The organism is Amycolatopsis sp. FU40 (assembly GCF_021903635.1).
In the GTDB taxonomy this organism is placed as follows: Bacteria; Actinomycetota; Actinomycetes; order Mycobacteriales; family Pseudonocardiaceae; genus Amycolatopsis; species Amycolatopsis dendrobii.
This window is the reverse complement of sequence record NZ_CP091381.1, coordinates 3,152,352-3,170,231: the sequence shown is the minus strand read 5'-3', so window position 1 is coordinate 3,170,231 and position 17,880 is coordinate 3,152,352. Positions and strand designations below refer to the sequence as shown.

Below are 17,880 nucleotides of genomic sequence, written 5' to 3'. Positions count from 1 at the left end.
CGGCTACCGTGCTGTGACATGTCACAGCTGTCGTGGCGCAGCTTCGAGCACCGGCTGCCGAAGGCCGTCGAACGGACGATCCGCCGCTACGTGGCGACCTCGCCGCATTACCGCGGCGAGGTGCCCGCGCACCTGCACCTGCACATGGCGCACACCATCCGCGAGTTCGGCCGGCTGTTCGCGCGTGCGGCGCGGGAGGGGAGCGAACCGCGCGAGGACGAGCTGGAGCTGTTCCGCCAGCGCGGCCGGGAACGAGGCGCGGAGGGGCTGCCGGTCAGCGAGTTCGTGCACGCGTACCTGCTGGCGGCCGAGGAAGTGTGGGCAGAGGTCCAGGACCTGTCCGGCGGGTCGCCGCCGAGCGACACGGCCGCGGTGCTGCTGAGGTGCCTGCACCGGGTGACGAACGCGGCGGTGCAGGCGCACCAGAAGGAATTCCAGACCGCGGACCACGAACAACGCGAGGCCGCGCGGGCGTTGGTGCGGCGGCTGGCCGCGGGGGAGCCGGTCCCGGAACCGGCCGACGTCCGCCTCGCCCCGGCGTACGGCGTGCTGGCGCTGCGGTTCGCCGCGGACCCGGCGGATTCCGTCGGCGACTCGGTAGGCCGCCATCTGGCCGGGCAGCGGAAGGCGCGGTCGCTCTTGCAGCACCTGCGGCGCGAACTGTCCGGAGACGTCTTGGCGGCCTTGGACCCGGACGGCGGTCTGCTGCTGCTTCCGTCCGCTTCGGACGGTGCGGAGCCGGCACTGGCCGAGGCCCGGCTGGCGGTGCCGCGGGCGCACCAGACGACGGGCGTGGAGATCACCGGCGGGTTCGCCCACGCGGCCGAGCTGCCGGAAATCCCGGCGGCGGTAGCGGAAGCGGAGCGGCTGCTGCGGCTGAATTCGGTCCCCGACACCGTCGCGGTGCTCGCCGACCACCTCTTCGAATACCAGCTGAACCACGACAGCGCGGCCACTCCCCGGCTGCGCGCGCTGGCGGCGCGGCTGAGCGGCGAGCCTGATCTGACGACGACGCTCCGGACGTACTTCGAGACCGACTTCAACCGTCGCGAGACCGCGCGGAAGCTGCACGTCCATCCGAACACAGTGGACAATCGCCTCTCCCGGATCGCCAACCTGACCGGCGCGGATCCGCGTACTGCCAAAGGACTTTTGCTGCTCGGCGCTTCGCTCGGGCTGGCGGGGTGATCAACCGGCGAGGGAAGCGCTGCCGCGGGGGCCGGTCACCGTGACGCGGACGGTGCGTGCCGACGGCAGTGGGCCGACGGTGACCTGCCAGGTTCGCGGCGTTCCGACGTCGAGGGTCTGCAAGGCTTTCCGGACCAGGCGCGGGATCTCGTCGACGGGCAGGGTGCGGAGGTCGAAGCGCGGGACCTGGACGCCGGACGGAGCGAAGACGACCGACAGCCGGTGTTCCTGGACGACCGCGGTGAGCGTCTGCGAGACGTCCGTGCTCCGGGCCAGCCCGTCAATGGCGCGGCGCAGTTCGCCCTCGTCCAGCAATGAGTGCTCGGGACCGACGTCGACTGTCGCGGAACCCGAAGTGGTCACGGCGGACGACACGGGCGGCTGTGCCGGGGCGCTGGGTTCCGGTGCGAACAGCTCGACCCGGAAAAGCCCGAGTACGGCGCCTGCGCCGAGCAGCAGGCCGAGGAGCGTGAAGGCACCGGCGGCGCAGCCCTCCGGCGGCGGATGGACCGAAGCGGACTCGGCCGCGGGTTCGATGACCGCGTTCGCCGCCCGCCGTTGCCATTCCGGCGGCGGGCTGGACACGATCCGGACCTTCCATGGCCGCGCCAGCCGATAGCTCACCACCAGGACGTCGCCCGTGCGGAAGTTCGGGAGGTCCACCAGGTTGACGGTGTGGACCGCCTCCACGCGATGGGACGGCGCACCGTCCGGAGCGACCGTGAGGGTGAGGTTGAGCGGAAGATCGCCCGTTTCGGTGCCTCCGGCGCGGAGGCTTTCGATCCGCGCGAGCGCCATTGCCGGCGGGACCGCCTTCTCGCGGGCGCGGCGCGGCAGGCCGCCGAGGCAGACGAGAATGCCGTAGCCGAGCGGAATTCCCAGCCCGGTCACGAACAACGGGACGCTTTCGAGGACGATCCCGACGACGAGCGAGCACAGTGTCGCGCCGATCGCCGATCCGGTGAGGAAACCGGCCGCGATGGTGCGGATGGCTGCCATGGCAGGAGTCCCTTCTCGGGCGGTCAGCGGGAAACCGGTTCCACCAGAACGGCTTTCGGATCCTGCGGGTCGTAGCGGACCCGCACTGCCGTGCCCTCGGAAGGGGCTTGGAAGAGCGACGTGACCATCGAGGTCACGGCCTCGCGCTCGCCGGTCTCGGTGGGAAACCGCACGTGGACGGTGAACCGCGGATTCCCCATGATCCAGACGTTGGTGAAGTCCACGCGGGTGAGCACGCCCGTCACCTGGCGGCCGCAGCGCCGCAGCGCCTGCTCGCGGTCGTCCGCCTCGGCCGCGCGGAGGAAAGACCGCAGCAGCACCACGATCAGGACCAGCGCGATGACCCCGGACACCGCGGGAACCAGAAACGGCTCGTAGTAGACGATCCAGTCCACATCGGACCACGGCTCGGCCTTGCCGTCGAGGAACGGCAGCCGTTCGCCCACCGATTCCGGCGGCGTCCACGACGGCGCCGCCACGCCGCTGCCCAGCGTCACCCCGAGCGCCGCCGCCAGCGAACTGGCCCGGAAGCTGATGCCCATGCGGCGCAACGACATCCCGCCGCCCCACAGCATCGCGAAACCGAGCGACGAGGCGGCCGTGACAGCCAGGCTGAAGAACACCACGAGCGAACCCGCCGCTCCCGCGTCGGCCCCCCACGCGCCGACGCGGTTCAGCGACATCAGCCGGAAGCCGTCCAGCAGCCCGAGCGCGCCGGACCACCCGGCGACCGCCCAGGCGAGCGTCGCCGGAATCCCGAGAAGCCACAGCCGCCGGTTCGACGCCCGGGTCTGTTCAGGGGCGTCCGACAGGCCGAACGCGAAGGAACCGAACACGGCGGGCGCCTACGCGATCGGGCCGAAGACGGCGACCTTCGCCGGGTCGGCGGGGTCGAGACGGGCTTCGTGCCGGGTGCCGGGCGCGTACTGCTGGATCGTCGCCTGCGGCGTGATCAGCGGCGTGACCGCCCGGTACATCATGCCGTCGGCACGGGTGACGTCGAGGGTCGCGGTGTACTGGGCCTGCCCGGCGACCGTCCGGCCGGTGGGCTCCAGCGCGCGGATCACCAGGGCGGCCTTCTCGCCGGTGTCGTACAGCCGGCGCAGTTCGGTGCCGTAGGCCTGCAGTTCCTGCTGCTGGCGCAGCTGCTCCGGCATCGGCAGCGCCAGGAACGCGGCCATCTCGGGGTCGGCCGCGACGTTGCGGTAAGCCTGCGCGGCCAGGTGCGGCGTGGGCAGCTGCGGGGTGATGTCGTGTCCCTGCGCGGAGGCCGCCTGCCGGAACTGCTCGGCGTGCTGCTGGAAATCCTGCGCGCCGCGGGCCATGCCCTGCTGCGTCGCCTCGGTGATCTTGTCGCGGATCTTCTTGAACATCGGGTGCCTTTCGCTGTGCCGGTGTGCTGGACACAGCTTCGGGCGGGCGGGCTGCTACCGAACCCAAGTTTTGCCGTCGTCGGTGGCATCGAGGCAGGTCAGAGCCGCCCAGAAGACCGGCGAGCGGGCTGGTTCGGGACGTTCGCGCCAGCGCGCGAGCCGGGTCCGCTGCCACGCGCACAACCCGGCGACCGGGTCGGCTCCGGCGAGCGCGGTGTCGACGGCGATGATCAGCTCGGCCATCGGATCCGCGCCGGGGGCCGCGGCCGACGTCGGCAGCGCCCAGACCGTCGCGGCGACCAGCCCGGCCCCGGACGCGACGGCGGCGAGCAGCACGCCGAACGGTTCCGGCAGGCCGAAGTCGCTCGCGCTGGCGCAGCCGATCAGCGCGACCCGCGCGGGCATGTCCACTTCGGACAGAGCGAGGTCGGCCGCGGTGAACGGCCGGTGCGCCCCGATCGGCGCGGCGGTGCCCGGCAGGTCGGCCGAGCACGACAAATGCAGTGCGGTCTGCGCGCCGTGGACGTCCTGGATGCGGCTGACGTGTCCCGCGAACACCAGCCGCGAACACGGTTCGGCCAGCAGTCCGGCGAGCCGCCGCCGGTCGGTGTCAGTGCGGCGGACCAGGTCGAGGCCGCGCGCGGCGGCGGGCCGGACAGGGCCCGCGGCCAGCTGTGCGTCGAGGTGGCGGATCAACGGGGACGCCCCGTTTTGCCTGCCGAGCACCGATCCCAGTGCGCCGAAGGCGCTCTGGCCGGGGATCCGCGGGTCGAGCAGGTACACCGGCGGCCCGGCGGGGGCCGGTTCGCGGCGCGGGATTCCGGCGGGGGCGAGCAGCGAGACGTCGGCGAGGTCGAGGACCCGGGTGTCGCTTTCGAAGCAGGTGTCGACCTCGTCGGCGTCGAGCACGTGGTCCGGGCGACGGTCGGGAAGGGCGAGCAGGCCCCACGGGACCGCGGCGAGCGCCGGGGACGGCTGGATTCGCAGCAGCGGACGGGTGGCTCGCCGGAGTCGCGCGACGAGGTCGACGGGCAGGAGGTTGAGCGCGAGGACGCGGGCGAGGCGTTGCTCCGCGGCGAAACTGCCGAAAGCGTCGAGCGAACGACGGACCGCGTCGCCGACCGGCTCGCCCTCCCGCGGTGTCGGCGAAGCTTCGGCGAGCAAGCCGCGTGCGGTCTCGACGAGAGCGGCGTCGATCGGATGCGTGTGGACGGTGTCGAGGTCGCTTGTGGTGCGCCAGCTGAGGTAGGTGTGCCCGGCGTCGGCGTAGCGCAGGATGAAGGTTTCGCGACCAGCGTCGGCGGCCGGCCAGGTCTCGACCGTCCCCGGTGCTGATCGGCATCCGTAGCGTTCGGCGGCCAGCCGGGACCATCCGTCGAGCTCCATCGGCGAGGACGGCGACCAGCGCAGCCCAGGCGGAGGGGCGAGCCGGAGCGGGAGCGACGAGGTGACCGAACCCAAGGCGGCCAAGGGAAGCTGACGGTCGTCGACCGGCGGTGCCAGCGCGGGGAGCGCGCCGGTCAGGTTGAGGGAACGGTCCTCCGGGTACGCCCCGGCTGCGCACGCGCGCTCGATCAGCTCCGCCGTCAGGCGCGTTTCGCCGAGCTGGGTCAGCAGAACCATCAGCAGTTCCGTCGCCGGCGCCGCGACGCTGTTCGCCCACGCGGTGCGCGCCTGGGCCGACGCGAACGCGAACCGGTACTCCTGCGCGGCGAGGGCCACCGGCAACAGCAGGTCCAGCACCGCTCGCGGGTTTTCGCCGCGGTGGTAGCCGATCGTGGCCGAAAGGTAGTCGGCTCGCAGGCACTCCAGCCATTCGCCCGATTCGCGGGCCGCCGCCCGGAGGCGGGCGACGTGCTCTTCCGCGGAGATCCAGTCGCCCTCGGCCGCAGCGCACCGAGCCAACGCCGATGCGAGCCGACGCGCGCCCGGGGTGTCGCCGTTCGCGGCCCAGAGCTTTCCCGCGTGCTCGAACTGGTCTCGCGCCTGCGCGGCATCGCCCGCGAGCAGGAGGAGGGCGCCCAGTGCGTAGCTCGCCTCGGCGACGTCGCCGGTCACCCCAGCAGCCGCGAGTTCGTCTCTGGCTTTGACGATCTCCGCCATCGCGCCGGGGAGATCCCCGTCGAGCGCGCGGGTTTCGGCCAGGCCGATGGCGAATTTCGCCGCCGCCGGACCTTCGTGCCGGGCGTTGAGCCGCAGAAGATCCGCCGTCGCGTCCGCTTCCTCGCCGCCTGCCTGGCGGATGCGGGCGCGTTCGGCCCGCGCCATCGCTTGCAGCGACGCCGCTTGGCCGCGGACCTCGTCGACGTCCGAGATGCGTTCCAGGCCGGTCAGGATCTCGTCGATCGCGTCCCGCGCACCGGCCGGATCCCCGGCGGCCACCTGCACACGCACTTCGAGGACGCGCAGCTCCAGTTCGTCGGCGCCGTGCGGATCGAGCTGTTCGCGCGGGAACTGGCCGGGTTCGGCGGCCTTCCGGAACGCCGCGCGACGCCGCTGGTCCGCGAGCAACTGGCGTGCCCGGGCAAGGTCGCCCTCCTCGGTGGACAGCGAGATGAGCACGCGTTCCGCCACCTCGCGGGAACCTTCGATCATCCGCAGCTCGGCGTACTGTCCGAAGTGGACGACAGCGGCGGCGCTGACCGCGAAAACGCCGAGGACGGCTTCCGCGCACTGGCGCGCGTTGCGAAGATCACCCGCCGAGTAGCAGACGGCGGCCAGATCGCTGACCGCGGCGACTTCGAGGCTGACGCGGTCGAGCTGCTGGGCGAGCTGCCGCATCCGCGCGTACGCCTGCTGCGCACCGGCGACATCCCGCGTCGCGGCGAGCTGCTTGGCTTCGGTCTGGACGGCGAAGGCTTCGGTGAGCAGCGCGTCGTACTCGGCTTGACTCAGCGCGCAGGCAGGCAGTTCCTGGTAAGCCATCGGGTCGAGGCCGAAATGCCGTGCGACGCAACGGCAGTTGTAGCCGTGTGACACCGCGTCGGCCAGCTCCGCGGGAAGCGGCCGGTCCGGCGACGCGAGCGGAGGCGGAAACCCCGCGAGCACGTCAGAACTCCTCGTCGGCGACGGCTCGTTCCGCCAGCGTCCGCGACTCCGGCGGCAGCGATTCGCGGGCCCGGACCAGGGAGATCACCTCGGCGCGGTCCTCGGGTGCGGTGCATTGGACGTCCGGGCCCACCGCTCCGACGACGAGTCCGATCCGGGCGGAGGACGTCGCCGCGAGACGGGCCCCGGCTTCGTCGAGGTCGGTCGTTCCGGCGAATCCCGCGCTGCCCAGGTGCAGGGCGACTTCGGCGAACGGCTCGCCGTCGTGGGTCGCTACGGCACTGAGGGAAGCGTCGTCGAGCGCGCCCGAGACTTCGACCGCAAGCCGCGCGGCGGTCCTGGTCGCGACGATCCGCCAGGTCACCGTGCCCTCCGCGGCGTCCAGAACGCCGGGCGGCACCCGCGCCCAGTCGACACTGGCGCGTCCCTCGGCCAGCACGCCTCCGCCGGACGCGGCGGGCGCAGCGCCCGCCGCCAAGGCGTACGCACGTTGACCAGGGCCTACCCGAGCCGCGAGTCCGGCTGCGGCTTCGGACCGCTCGAGGTCGTCTTGGCGGTCGAACCAGGCCGAAAGCTGCTCGCACAGAAGACGGACCTCCTCGGTCCCCGGCCCCGCGGCAGCGAACAGACCCGCGCTGGTGGCCTGGTCGAACAGTTCCGCCGGGCTCGCCTCGAACCCGTCGAGCAGGCCCTCGGCGAGGTCTTCGACTGCCGCGGTCGCGACGGCCGCTTCGAAGTCGAGCAGCGCCGAATCGAGCGACGGGATCCCGAGCGCTGGGCTGGCGGGCCACCAGCGGCGTGCCCACAGCAGCAGCGCGAGCCGGGCCAATTCCGGCCGGGCCGGGACGTCGACACGTCCGTCCCGGAGCGCGGTCAAACTGGCTTCGGCGCCGACGAGCCTGGTCAGCCACGGTTCGGCCGCGCCGGCGTCAGTGAGTTCGATCCGCATCGGCGGGAGCGCGGCGCCGAGCAGATCGGCGAGCGCGAAGCGGATGAGGCCGCCGTCCGCGGCGAGGACCGGAGTGCGCATCGGATGGGTCACGAGGCGGCCTCCAATCGCGGCAGATTGGCGACGAGCGCGCGGCGCACCTTCGTCCGCAGGTCCAGCGAGGTCGATCGGACGACCCCGGTGAGGAGGTCCCGGAAGTCGTCCGGGACCTCTCCGCTGGCGTCGAAACCGTGCAGCCGCGCCCACAGCCGGGCGAGGAATCGTTTCGCGAATTCGCGCAGTTCTCGCAGGATCTCGACGTCCGGCCGCGCGGTGAGGGGCGTCGAACCGGCCAGCGCTCGGCGGGCGTACAAGACGTATCCCTCCCGCGCGACCTGCGCGTTGAGCCGCTGGGCGAAGTCCGGGAGATCGGCGGGAGCCGGGCCGTCGAGCGGCCGAAGCGCGGGCGCGAGGACGACGCCGAGCACGAAACACGTTGCCAGCACGGGCACTTCGAGCCCGAATCCGGCGGCCGCGCGGCGGAGTTCCTCGTCGACCAGGTCGGATACGGGGCTTTGCTCGGCCGCCGAGAGGCGGCGCAGAGTCGCGCGGACCCGTCGTTCGATGCTGCGTTCGAGCAGCTCGCTGCCAGCTTCGTCGCGCTGGCTCAACGGGGGTACGGCGGTGCGTTCGCCGCGTTGGAGGCCGAGATCGGGCGTGGGCAGGCCGGAAATCTCGCGGACGGCCCGAGCGAGCGCCGCGGTGCCGCCGGGCTGCCGCAAGGCGAGGCCGAACACGTGCCCGGCGGGGGAGTCGGCGAGCTGCTGCCAAGCCTCGTCGGTGAAGCCGTGGGCGACCGCGTCGAGCAGCGTGACGAACTGTGCCGGAGACGCGTTCGGCGCGGCAGCCCAGCGACTGCGCAACTCGGCGGTCAAGCCAGTGGCGCGCTGGGGATCAGCCAGGTATCGGCCCAGCTGATCGACCCCGGCCGCACCGTCCTCGCCGTGCCACTCGCGCAGCGCCGTCGCGGCCTGCTCGGGCGCGGAGGCGTCCGGCAAGCCGAACCCGGTCGCGAGTTCGTAGGCGAGGGGAAAGCACACGTCCTGCACGTTTCCCGCGGTGATGCGCAGGGCTCGCCGCTGCCGCTTCAGGTGGACGAACCAGGCCGCTGCGGCGCGCAACCGCGTCGCGTCGGCGAGCAGCAACGCGGTCACTTCCGCCGCGTCCGCCGGATCCAGCAGCGGACGGCCCAGCCGGGGCCGCGCGACGGTGCGGATCACGAGCGGATCGATGATCTTCTTGACCGTGCGGGTCAGCGGCCCGCCGTCGCCCGCCGAAAGCACCTCGACGTCCGGAATCCGCTGCCAGGCGCGCGCGAGAACAGCCGAGCGCAACTGGGACTGCCCTCGGCCTGCCGTCATCACGCTCCCTCGCTCCTCGGCGCAGTTTATCCTGTCGCGCGACCCCGCGTGCGAGAGGCATATTCCGGCGCCGACGGAAATCGGTTGCCCTCCGCCGCGGCGGATGCGGAACTCGTAATCAGCGGAAAGTCATAACCCCGGCAGGTTCAATAAGGTTGCCCGGAATGTTGTATTGAGGGGCCCGCGCAATCTGCAGTAGGCTCGCCGAAACGATCTTTTTCCGCGCTGCGGAAAGTTTTATTCCGCCGCGGTTTCCGGGGAGAGGGGAAGATGTCCGATGGCTGGTTCTGTCCTGCCGCCGGGAGTGAGCAGACGGCGGTTTCTTTCGGCGGTCGGCACTGCGGGCGGTGCGGGTGCGATGTTCGCGACAATGGGTGCGCTCGGCCTCGCGCCGACGGCTCACGCGAGCCCGCGCTACGAGCCGCCGCGCCGCTCGGACTTCGCGCTGACCGGGCGCGGAGCGGCGAAAGTGGTGGTGCTCGGCGGGGGCATAGCCGGGCTTGCCGCCGCGTACGAACTGACGAAAGGGGGATACGACTGCACTGTGCTGGAGGCGGCCGACCGGCCGGGCGGACGGAACTTCACCGCGCGCGGCGGTACCGTGCAGACCGATCTGCGCGGGGATACGCAAACCGCGGCGTTCAGCGAAGGAATCTATCTGAACGCCGGTCCGGCGCGGATCGCGCAATGGATGGTGACGCTCGATTACTGTCGCGAACTCGGCGTGCCGGTCGAGGTGTTCACGAATACTAACGCGAGCGCTTTCGTCTACAACGAAGCGGCCGGAATGCGGCAGCCGGAACGAATCCGGACCACGAAGGCCGACGTGTACGGATATGTCAGCGAACTGCTCGCCAAAGCGACCGATCGCGGAGCGCTGGACAGCGAACTCACCGCGACGGACAAGGAACGCCTGCTGGATTTCCTGCGCGACTGGGGCGCGATCGGGAACAAGGCGTCCGGCTGGCGCTACGCCGGCACCTCGCGGCGCGGCTACTCCACCGATCCGGGAGCGGGCGACCAGGCGGGCGTGCCGCTGGGCCCGGTGCCCTCGCTGGCCCGGACCTTAGCCGAGGGCGCCGGCCGCTACCTCTCCTTCGATTTCGCCTACGAGCAGGCCATGCTGATGTTCCAGCCGGTCGGTGGCATGGACCGGATCCCGCTGGCGTTGGCCCGCGCGCTGGGCCCGCGGCGCCTCCGGCTGCGCACGGCGGTCACCGGGATCACGAACACGGCGGACAAGGTCGGCGTCGCCTTCCTCGAGCCGAACGGCACCCAAGGCCACCTCGTCGCCGACTTCTGCGTCGCCGCGCTCCCTCCGCGGGTGCTGGCCCGGATCCCGCACAACCTCGGGCCGGAGATCCAGGCCGCGCTGGGGAAATGGCAGATCGGCACGGCCGCGAAGATCGGCCTGGAGTACCGCAGCCGCTGGTGGGAGACCGACTGCCGGATCTACGGCGGGATCACGCACACCGACCTGGACATCGAGCGCATCTGGTACCCGTCGCACGGTTTCCACGGACCGCGCGGCCTGCTCGTGAACTACTGCTACGGCAACCACGCCCGCCAATACGGAGACCTCGCCCCGGACGCCCGCGCGCAGCGAGCGGTGGAGCAAGGCGTCAAGATCCACGGCGGGAAGCACCGCACCGAACTGGCGAGCGCGTTCTCGGTCGCCTGGCATCTCATGCCGCACATCGAAAGCGCGTGGGCGACGCCGCCGCTCGGCACCCCGGCCTACCAGTTGCTCGGGAAACCGGCCGGACGCGTGTACTTCGCCGGCGACTGGCTCACCCATCTCACGGCTTGGCAGGCCGGCGCGTTCGAGTCCGCGCGGCTCGCGGTCCGGCGGCTGCACGAGCGCGTCCTGTCCCCGTGAGCTCCCGGCGGGGCGGACTAAGTCTCCTGATCGGGCAAGGAGAGGAAGCGGGTGGGGGAGCATCCCGTGAACGCGCGGAATTCCCGGTTGAGGTGAGGTTGGTCGGCGTAGCCGCAGACGGAAGCGATCTCGGCCGCGCGCGGCGGATCGGGCCGGCACAGCAGCCGCAGGGCGTGGTGGAAGCGGGCGATTCTCGCGACCGCCTTGGGCGTTATCCCGATCTGCGTCCGGAACCGGGCTTCGAAATGCGAGCGGCTCCATCCGACACGGTCGGCCAGGCCCGCGACGGTCAGTCGCCCGTGGGTGGCGTTGAGCAGGTCCCAAGCGACCTGGACGGGCGAGGCGAGCCGCCGGTCCGGGTCGAGCCAGCCGAGCAGCCGTCGATCGAGCAGCGCGAAGCGGGCCGACCAGGTCGGGGCGTGCGCGAGTTCGTCGACGAGACGCGCTGCCCGAGGGCCGAGCAGTTCGGCGAACCCGGCGTAGGCGGGCAGTTCCCGGAGCGGAAGGCCGAGCAGGGCGTGGGCGCCGAGCGGGGTGAGCCCCACGACCATGCCGTGGTCTGTTCCGGTCTGTTCGAACACCAGCGGGCCGGTGCGCAGGCCGACGACCGGGGACGGGGGTTCGCGGTGCGCTCCGGCTCCGTTCGCCGCGAGCATCCGGCGGTCCAGGTTCTCGAAGTCGATGATCAGCTTGATCCCGTCGATGGGCGCGATCCGCCGCACGACCGTCCGAGTGCCGGAGTAATGCGACCCGGCGTAGCCGAGCACATGAGCCGATAGCCGCGGATCGGGTCGGCAGGCGAGGCTCTGGCCGAGACCAGTCTCTCCCTCGCGCCGGGACAGGCCTCCGGCCCACCGGTCCATGCCTTCCCCCTCGGCTGACGCCGCCCCTGCCTCGCGCGGCAAGGCCTCGGGTTCACGGTAGCGAGATCGCGGCGTACTCCGGAAGACCGTGCATTTGTCCAAGACCGCGGCCGCCGCGCCGTTCCATCCTGGATCCGCCGACGCTGTTTCGGTGCTTGCGAGGGGGGATTCGGTGCTCCGAACGAGGAGTCCGGACAGAGGGGGGAGGTGAACGAAGATGCGCAAGGCGCTGCTGTCGGTGGCGGTCTTGATGGGCATTGCCCGCCAGGACCGGCTCACGGCTCCCTACATCTACTACTGACGGACGAGACCGGGGCCGCCCGCCCGGCAGGCGGACGGCCCCGGTTCCTGGCAGGAGGACACCGCATGCCTGGCCCGCCTCCGGGTCCCGCCGGCGACCGGATCGCCGGGAATCTGGCCGCCTTCACCGCCGACCCGCTGGGCTTTCTCGCCCGCTGCTCCCGGGAGCACGGCGACGTGGTCTCGATCGGCTCCCGCAACGTGCTGCTGACCGCGCCGGACGACGTCGAACGCGTGCTCGTCGACCGGGCGGGGGAGTTCGCCAAGTCCAGTCCCCGGACGCGCCGGCGCGCCCGGAAACAGGGCTTTCCGCGGGCGACGATGAACAGCGACGGCGCGGTGTGGCGGAGCAAGCGCGCCCGCCTCGGCCCGGTGTTCGCTCGCGGGCTGGTGGTTCTCGCCGCCGAGACAGCCGGTGCGGAAACACGCCGAATCGCCTGGCCGGAGGGCGCCGAGTTCGACCCGGCTCCGGCAGCGGCTCGGCTGGCGCTGCGATCAATCACGTTCCTGCTGTTCGGGGCCGCGGCGAGCGACCGGGACGCGGACGCAGTCGGCAGCCTGGTGCACGAAATCATGGACCTGTCGGTTTCCCCTTATGTCCTGCCCAGCTGGGTGCCGACGCCGGGTGCACTGCGAATGCGGCGGGCGTTGCGCGACGTCAGCGAGGTCGTCGCCAAGGCCCGCCGGGGCGACGCGCCCGTGCTGAGCGCGTTGGCCAGCGCCGACGACGACGAGATGCGCGACGAACTCGCGACGCTGGTGCTTTCCGGTTATGAGACAACGAAAAACGCGATCCTCTGGACCCTGCATCTGCTGGCCGCGCACCCGGAAGCCGCCGACCGGGCCGCTGCGGCGGATTCCTTCGCGGATGCTGTCGTGCGCGAGGCGATGCGGTTGTACCCGCCTGCTTGGCTGACCAGCCGCGAGACGCTGCGGGACGTGGAGCTGGGCGGCTTCGCCGTGCCCGCCGACACCACGGTGTCGGTCAGCCAGTGGGTGACCCATCGCGACCCCCGCTGGTACCCGGAGCCGCACGAGTTCCGGCCGGAGCGGTGGCTGACCGGAGCCGACCGCCCGCGCGGGGCCTACTTCCCGTTCGGGCTGGGGCCGCGGGCGTGCATCGGCGCGGCGCTCGCGACTGCCGAGGCGGTGGCCGCGGTGACGTGCCTGTGCGCGCGGTTCCGCCTTCTGCCAGGCGACGCTGTCGTGCGGCCGCGTCCCGCCCTCTCGTTGCAGCCGGAGGGCTTGCGCCTGCGGGTGGCGGTCCGGTGACGGGGCCGCGCTCGATCGCCGCGCTGTCCGGCAGGGCGTCCTGATGCGGCTCTTGGTCACCGCGTGCCCCGCTGCCAGCCATTTCCGGCCGCTGGTGCCGTTCGCTCGCGCGGCCCGCGCCGCCGGGCACGACGTGCTGGTCGCGATCGGCGGCGGGTACGCCGCACAAGCGAGCGCCTGCGGGCTGCCCGTGCACCCGGTAGGCGGCGACGTCAGCCTGCTGTCCGTTCCCGGCGGCCCCGGCCGTTCCGGCTGGGCCAGAATGCTCGAGCTGGCCGAACGCACCGCGCCCGACCTGCTCGCGCTCGCCCGGACCTGGCGGCCGGACGCCGTGGTGCGCACCCCGCCGGAGTTCGCCGGCGCGCTGGCCGCGCGAGCGATCGGCGCGAGGCTGCTGGAGCACTCGTTCGGCCTGGTCATGCCCCGCGCCCGGCTGCTCGCCGCCGAGCGTGAACTCGCCGCGCTGTCCGAAATCCACGGCGTCCGTCCCCGGCTGCCCGAACCGGACGCGCTGATCGACCTGTGCCCGCCGTCGGCGCGCCCCGCCCGCTTGCCCGCGGGGATTCCGCTGCGCTTCCAGCCCTGCCGCGGAGAACCGGCGGCCGGACCGCGGGAAGCCGATCTTTGCCTGACGCTGGGCACGATCCTGCCCAGGCTGGGCCGCACCGAGGTCGTGCCGCCCGTGCTGGCCGCGGCACGAGACCTCGGTCTGCGCACGGTGGTCCTCGGCATGGCTGTGCCCGGAACGCTTTCCCTGGAATGGGCTCCGCTGGACACCGTCCGGTGCCGGGTGCTGGCACACCACGGCGGGTCGGGCACGACGTTCAGCGCGCTGGCGGCCGGTGTGCCGCAACTGGTCATGCCACACCTGACCGACCAGCCGGACAACGCCGCACTGGTGGAATCCGCCGGGGCGGGCATGGTGCTGGAACCTTCGCGAGTCACCCGTACCTCGGCGCGCGAAGCCCTCGCCCGGTTGCTGTCCCCGGGCGCGGCCGCGGCGGCGGGCAGACTGCGCGCGGAAATCTCCGCGATGCCCTCGCCCGCCGACGTCGTCCGCGATCTCCTCGGTTGAAACTCGCGGTCCCTAACCGGCCCGCAGCCCGGCGAGGGCGAACTCGAATACCCGCTCCCGCTGGGCCTCGTCGACGTATTCGACCGCCGTGATCCCGGAAATCATGCGCAGGACGTCGTCGATCGACGATTCCGGCCGTGCGGCCCCCGCCTCCTGCGCGCGCACCAGCAGCGGACCGCCTGCCTCGCGCATCGCCCTGCGGCAGGCCTGGAAGCCGTCGGTGGTGCGGTTGAGCGATTCGGCGAAGGCCAGCTTCGTGCCGATGTACTCGACGAAACGCCGGAGCCACGCCGCGAACGCGTCCCACGGTTCGAGGTCTGCGACGTCGCCCGCGGCCCGGCACAGCGCCTCGACCGCCTCGCGGTTCACCTCTTCGACCAGGTCCTCGCGGGTGGGGAAGTTCCGGTAGAGCGTCGCGATGCTCACCCCGGCCCGGCGCGCCACGTCCTCCAGCGAGGTCTGCGCCCGCTGCTCCTCGAAGGCCTCCCGGGCGGCCGCGACCAGCGCGTCGAAGTTGCGCCGCGCGTCGGCGCGCTTGGGCCGCCTGCTCGGCAGTTCCGGTTCCATCCCGTCTCCCGCGTTTGACAACCGTAGGAGACCTACGGTTAAAGTGTAGGGGTACTTTCACTTCTCATCGTACGTGCTTCGCGCACGGAAGGGCGGAGAACATGTCCGCGGAAACCATCGCGCTGGTCACCGGAGCGAACAAGGGCGTCGGCCTCGCCACCGCCCGCCAGCTGGCCGAACGCGGCCTGACCGTGCTGCTCGGGTCGCGCGACGCCGAGAGGGGAGCGAGCGCCGCGAAGGAGCTCGCCGAGGACGGCCTCTCCGTGCGGCCAGTACGCATCGACATCACCGACGACGCTTCAGTCAACGACGCCGCCGCATTGGTAGAGCGGGACTACGGACGGCTCGACGTGCTGGTCAACAACGCGGGCATGCTCATCCGCAAACCGGCGGTGGAGGTCACGGCCGACGACATGCGCCCGGAGTTCGAGACCAACGTTTTCGGGCTCGTGCGGGTGATCCACGCGATGCTGCCCCTGTTGCGACGTTCGCGTTCGGCCCGGATCGTGAACGTCGCGAGCGATTCGGCGATGTTCGCCAAGACCACCGAAAAGGGCTCGATGTTCGCGCGGTCGCACGAGTCCTTCGCGTACTCCGCGACCAAGACCGCGGTGAACATGCTGACGGTCAAGTACGCCAACGCGTTCCTCGACGATCCGGAGCTCGCGCACATCAAGATCAACTCGGTGACTCCCGGCTATGTGGCGACGGACTTGAACAACTTCAACGGTGTCCGCACCACCGAGGAAGGCGCGCGGGCGTCGGTGCACTGGGCAACGGCGGGCGCCGAAACCGGCGGCTTCTTCGACGACGAGGGCCGGGTGGCCTGGTAGGTCCCGGGACCGCTCCCGCCGCGTCCTGGCACGGTCGGCGCCGATGACCGCCTTGCCGGTCGAGTCCACTCAGGAGCGGAGCATGTCGTGTCAGGACACCGTCGGCGCAGTTCACCGCAGGACAGCCGTGCACCGCGCGGAATGCGCTTCCTCGCCGCGATCGGGTTGTGCGTGCTGACAGCTTGCGGTTCGACGCCACCCGCACCGCGGCCGAGCTCCAGCAGCCCGGTGGGCGCCCCGCCGCCGTCGGCGTCCTCCTCCGCGCCCGCACCGGAGGAGTCCGGCCCGATGCCGCCTCCCGTCAAAGCGGACCGGAAATACCTGCCGAGCTGGATGCGAGGCATGGCCGGCGACCCGGACGACATGGCGGCGAAAGCCCATGCCGCGCTGGGCATGGCCGGGGTGCAAAGCGACCTGGTCCGGCACGGGATGCGGGCTCTGCAGGAACTGCCGTACTTCCCGCAGCGAGTGGTCCGGCAGTGCACCGCGCTCAACGCACGCCTCCCCGACCCCGACGGCGAGGCGGTGCAGAGTTTCAGCACTCCGCGACACCCGGTGAGCAGGGCCGAGGGCGCGCGGATCAACGAGGTCATCCGCAGGGCCTGCGCCTGACGTCCGGAAGCGAGGCGGCTCAGGCGGATGCTGCGCATCGACGGCGGCTGAGCCTCGCCGCTCGCGCCGCTGACATCGCCGGCCCGGTCGGAGGTCGCCGCTGACTCGCTTGCCTGGCAAGGGAAACGGCTTCTCCTCGCACGAGCTGCGCTCCGGGCCGTCCCGCCTATGCGAAGAGCTTCGTGAGCCGATCGAGCTCGCCGGCGAACTTCCCGACGTCAAGCGGGTCGCCCCACCCGGGCGCCTCCTGGACGAGGAGGTCGTCGCCGTCCCCATAGGCGAAGTCCGCCCAACCGCCGGTGAAGAGCACGATGCTTCCCCGCTGCGGGCCTTTGGCGAGCTCGACGCCGATCGAGTCAGCGTCGACGACCGCCGCGCGGCCGGTCTTGAACGGGTGCGGCCATTCCTCGCCCTGATCCCGCCAGGTCGTCTCGCCCGCGGCGATGCCGAGACCCTGCCAGACACCGCGCCGCCGGTCGATCTCCCGCACGGCTGCGTCCAGGTCGATGACGTTGTCCACGGAGGGAGTCTGGCAGCGGTGGCGGGCGGAGCGCACCTGGTTTCGCGGAGCGCGCTCACAGGTGCTTGCCGAAGAACTCGGCCAGCTTCTCCGCCGCCGCGCCGACCGCCGCCGGCCGGTCGTAAAGGTCTACATGGGACGCTCCGGGGACCCGGAACATCTCCTTCGGGCCGGTCGCCCGCTGGAACGCCTCGATGCTCATCCACGCGGTCTCGGCGCGGTCGCCCACGATCGTCAGCAGCGGCCGCGGGCCGAGCAGCGAGAGCGGCGCGAACGCGTCGAAGAACGCGAGCCGGTCGATGCTGTCCCAAGTCAGCGTCTTGGCGGAGCGGGGGTGCGCGCCGCGCGGGGTGCGGTAGTACTCCCAGCCCTCGTAGGCGTGCTGGCCCGCGGCACGGGCTTCCAGTTCGTTCGCCGGGAAGACCGGCAGGCCGCCGGGAGCGGTGCGGGAAGCGGTCAGCATCGCGTCGAACACCGCCGGGTCCTGGGTTCCGTCGGCGCCAAGGCGCAGCTGGCGGGACACGTCGGCGGCGCTGACCGTGGCGACGGCGCGCACTCGGCGGTCGGTGGACGCGGCGGTCAGCGAGTAGCCGCCGGACGCGCAGATGCCGAGCAAACCGATCCGGGCGGGGTCGATGTCCTCGCGTCCGGTCAGGTAGCTGACGGCGGCTTTGAAGTCTTCGACTCGTTGAGCGGGGTCTTCGAGTCCGCGCGGCAGGCCTTCGCTTTCGCCCTGGTAAGCGGCGTCGAAGGCGAGGGCGGCGTAGCCGTGGGCGGCCATCAGCTCGGCGTACGAGCCCGCGGTCTGCTCCTTGACGCCGGTGCCCGGGTGCCCGACGACCAGCGCGGGATGCGGGCCGGGGGCGTCCGGGAGACAGAGGTGGGCGGCGATGCGGAGGTTGTTGCTGGGGAAGGAGACGTCGTTTCGCATGCCTCCAGCTTCGGCGCGGTCCAGAGCCGCGACCAGGGACAGTGCTGCCTATGCGGCCCAGTACCAGGCAC

17 protein-coding genes are annotated in these 17,880 nt (G+C 71.9%); 7 read left to right on the top strand and 10 right to left on the bottom strand.

Annotation, left to right across the window (positions count from 1 at the left end):
* The first annotated feature begins 18 nt into the window (after positions 1–18).
* Positions 19–1,188, top strand: a complete 1,170-nt coding sequence (locus tag L3Q65_RS15505; RefSeq protein ID WP_237600069.1) for a CdaR family transcriptional regulator — start codon at positions 19–21, stop codon at positions 1,186–1,188.
* On the opposite strand, the gene L3Q65_RS15500 is transcribed toward L3Q65_RS15505, so the two are convergent.
* Genes L3Q65_RS15500 through L3Q65_RS15475 form a run of 6 tightly spaced genes read right to left on the bottom strand, consistent with a single transcriptional unit; the run spans position 1,189 to position 8,957 of the window.
* Positions 1,189–2,187 (bottom strand): hypothetical protein, encoded by a 999-nt coding sequence (locus tag L3Q65_RS15500; protein WP_237600068.1) that lies wholly within the window; start codon positions 2,185–2,187, stop codon positions 1,189–1,191.
* A 23-nt stretch (positions 2,188–2,210) separates the two neighbouring features.
* Entirely contained in the window at positions 2,211–3,023 is an 813-nt protein-coding gene (locus tag L3Q65_RS15495; RefSeq protein ID WP_237600067.1) for a DUF3592 domain-containing protein, read from the bottom strand.
* Between the two features lie 9 nt (positions 3,024–3,032).
* Positions 3,033–3,560, bottom strand: coding sequence for a hypothetical protein (locus L3Q65_RS15490; RefSeq protein WP_182888960.1), 528 nt, complete (start codon positions 3,558–3,560; stop codon positions 3,033–3,035).
* Between the two features lie 54 nt (positions 3,561–3,614).
* A complete protein-coding gene (locus L3Q65_RS15485; protein ID WP_237600066.1) occupies positions 3,615–6,608 on the bottom strand; it encodes a hypothetical protein in 2,994 nt (997 codons plus the stop codon).
* Between the two features lies 1 nt (position 6,609).
* Positions 6,610–7,650: a hypothetical protein gene (locus L3Q65_RS15480; RefSeq protein ID WP_237600065.1), complete on the bottom strand. Its 1,041-nt coding sequence runs from the start codon at positions 7,648–7,650 to the stop codon at positions 6,610–6,612.
* The gene (locus tag L3Q65_RS15475; protein WP_237600064.1) at positions 7,647–8,957 is read right to left on the bottom strand and encodes a hypothetical protein; all 1,311 of its coding nucleotides are present in this window, start codon (positions 8,955–8,957) and stop codon (positions 7,647–7,649) included. The genes L3Q65_RS15480 and L3Q65_RS15475 overlap by 4 nt, the downstream gene beginning before the upstream one ends.
* A gap of 277 nt (positions 8,958–9,234) precedes the next feature.
* On the opposite strand from L3Q65_RS15475, the gene L3Q65_RS15470 reads away from it, so the two are divergent.
* A complete protein-coding gene (locus tag L3Q65_RS15470; protein ID WP_237600063.1) occupies positions 9,235–10,836 on the top strand; it encodes an FAD-dependent oxidoreductase in 1,602 nt (533 codons plus the stop codon).
* 17 nt (positions 10,837–10,853) lie between these two features.
* On the opposite strand, the gene L3Q65_RS15465 is transcribed toward L3Q65_RS15470, so the two are convergent.
* The gene (locus tag L3Q65_RS15465) at positions 10,854–11,699 is read right to left on the bottom strand and encodes an AraC family transcriptional regulator (RefSeq protein ID WP_237600062.1); all 846 of its coding nucleotides are present in this window, start codon (positions 11,697–11,699) and stop codon (positions 10,854–10,856) included.
* 217 nt (positions 11,700–11,916) lie between these two features.
* Between L3Q65_RS15465 and L3Q65_RS47605 the strand changes: the two genes are divergently transcribed.
* From L3Q65_RS47605 to L3Q65_RS15455, 3 genes are all read left to right on the top strand, one after another.
* Positions 11,917–12,000 carry a cittilin family RiPP precursor gene (locus tag L3Q65_RS47605; protein ID WP_220506654.1) on the top strand — a complete coding sequence of 28 codons (84 nt, stop codon included), beginning with the start codon at positions 11,917–11,919 and terminating at the stop codon, positions 11,998–12,000.
* Between the two features lie 65 nt (positions 12,001–12,065).
* Positions 12,066–13,271 carry a cytochrome P450 gene (locus L3Q65_RS15460; protein WP_237600061.1) on the top strand — a complete coding sequence of 402 codons (1,206 nt, stop codon included), beginning with the start codon at positions 12,066–12,068 and terminating at the stop codon, positions 13,269–13,271.
* 43 nt (positions 13,272–13,314) lie between these two features.
* Entirely contained in the window at positions 13,315–14,346 is a 1,032-nt protein-coding gene (locus L3Q65_RS15455; RefSeq protein WP_237600060.1) for a glycosyltransferase, read from the top strand.
* 12 nt (positions 14,347–14,358) lie between these two features.
* On the opposite strand, the gene L3Q65_RS15450 is transcribed toward L3Q65_RS15455, so the two are convergent.
* Complete coding sequence (locus tag L3Q65_RS15450) at positions 14,359–14,913, bottom strand: TetR/AcrR family transcriptional regulator (RefSeq protein WP_182888968.1); 555 nt, start codon at positions 14,911–14,913, stop codon at positions 14,359–14,361.
* A 101-nt stretch (positions 14,914–15,014) separates the two neighbouring features.
* On the opposite strand from L3Q65_RS15450, the gene L3Q65_RS15445 reads away from it, so the two are divergent.
* Positions 15,015–15,746, top strand: a complete 732-nt coding sequence (locus L3Q65_RS15445) for an SDR family NAD(P)-dependent oxidoreductase (protein WP_182888969.1) — start codon at positions 15,015–15,017, stop codon at positions 15,744–15,746.
* Between the two features lie 288 nt (positions 15,747–16,034).
* Complete coding sequence (locus tag L3Q65_RS15440; RefSeq protein WP_182888970.1) at positions 16,035–16,358, top strand: hypothetical protein; 324 nt, start codon at positions 16,035–16,037, stop codon at positions 16,356–16,358.
* A gap of 166 nt (positions 16,359–16,524) precedes the next feature.
* Here the strand turns inward: L3Q65_RS15440 and L3Q65_RS15435 are convergent, their stop codons facing one another.
* Both L3Q65_RS15435 and L3Q65_RS15430 read right to left on the bottom strand, forming a co-directional pair.
* Complete coding sequence (locus L3Q65_RS15435) at positions 16,525–16,878, bottom strand: hypothetical protein (RefSeq protein WP_237600059.1); 354 nt, start codon at positions 16,876–16,878, stop codon at positions 16,525–16,527.
* A gap of 55 nt (positions 16,879–16,933) precedes the next feature.
* A complete protein-coding gene (locus tag L3Q65_RS15430) occupies positions 16,934–17,809 on the bottom strand; it encodes an alpha/beta hydrolase (RefSeq protein ID WP_237600058.1) in 876 nt (291 codons plus the stop codon).
* Positions 17,810–17,880 lie beyond the last annotated feature (71 nt).

What these genes read in the sequence shown, in the direction of transcription:
- L3Q65_RS15505 (WP_237600069.1), top strand. Translation starts at nt 19, where the DNA reads ATGTCACAGCTGTCGTGGCGCAGCTTCGAGCACCGGCTGCCGAAGGCC.
- L3Q65_RS15500 (WP_237600068.1), bottom strand. Translation starts at nt 2,187, where the DNA reads ATGGCAGCCATCCGCACCATCGCGGCCGGTTTCCTCACCGGATCGGCG.
- L3Q65_RS15490 (WP_182888960.1), bottom strand. Translation starts at nt 3,560, where the DNA reads ATGTTCAAGAAGATCCGCGACAAGATCACCGAGGCGACGCAGCAGGGC.
- L3Q65_RS15475 (WP_237600064.1), bottom strand. Translation starts at nt 8,957, where the DNA reads ATGACGGCAGGCCGAGGGCAGTCCCAGTTGCGCTCGGCTGTTCTCGCG.
- L3Q65_RS15470 (WP_237600063.1), top strand. Translation starts at nt 9,235, where the DNA reads ATGGCTGGTTCTGTCCTGCCGCCGGGAGTGAGCAGACGGCGGTTTCTT.
- L3Q65_RS15465 (WP_237600062.1), bottom strand. Translation starts at nt 11,699, where the DNA reads ATGGACCGGTGGGCCGGAGGCCTGTCCCGGCGCGAGGGAGAGACTGGT.
- L3Q65_RS47605 (WP_220506654.1), top strand. Translation starts at nt 11,917, where the DNA reads ATGCGCAAGGCGCTGCTGTCGGTGGCGGTCTTGATGGGCATTGCCCGC.
- L3Q65_RS15460 (WP_237600061.1), top strand. Translation starts at nt 12,066, where the DNA reads ATGCCTGGCCCGCCTCCGGGTCCCGCCGGCGACCGGATCGCCGGGAAT.
- L3Q65_RS15455 (WP_237600060.1), top strand. Translation starts at nt 13,315, where the DNA reads ATGCGGCTCTTGGTCACCGCGTGCCCCGCTGCCAGCCATTTCCGGCCG.
- L3Q65_RS15450 (WP_182888968.1), bottom strand. Translation starts at nt 14,913, where the DNA reads ATGGAACCGGAACTGCCGAGCAGGCGGCCCAAGCGCGCCGACGCGCGG.
- L3Q65_RS15445 (WP_182888969.1), top strand. Translation starts at nt 15,015, where the DNA reads ATGTCCGCGGAAACCATCGCGCTGGTCACCGGAGCGAACAAGGGCGTC.
- L3Q65_RS15440 (WP_182888970.1), top strand. Translation starts at nt 16,035, where the DNA reads ATGCCGCCTCCCGTCAAAGCGGACCGGAAATACCTGCCGAGCTGGATG.
- L3Q65_RS15430 (WP_237600058.1), bottom strand. Translation starts at nt 17,809, where the DNA reads ATGCGAAACGACGTCTCCTTCCCCAGCAACAACCTCCGCATCGCCGCC.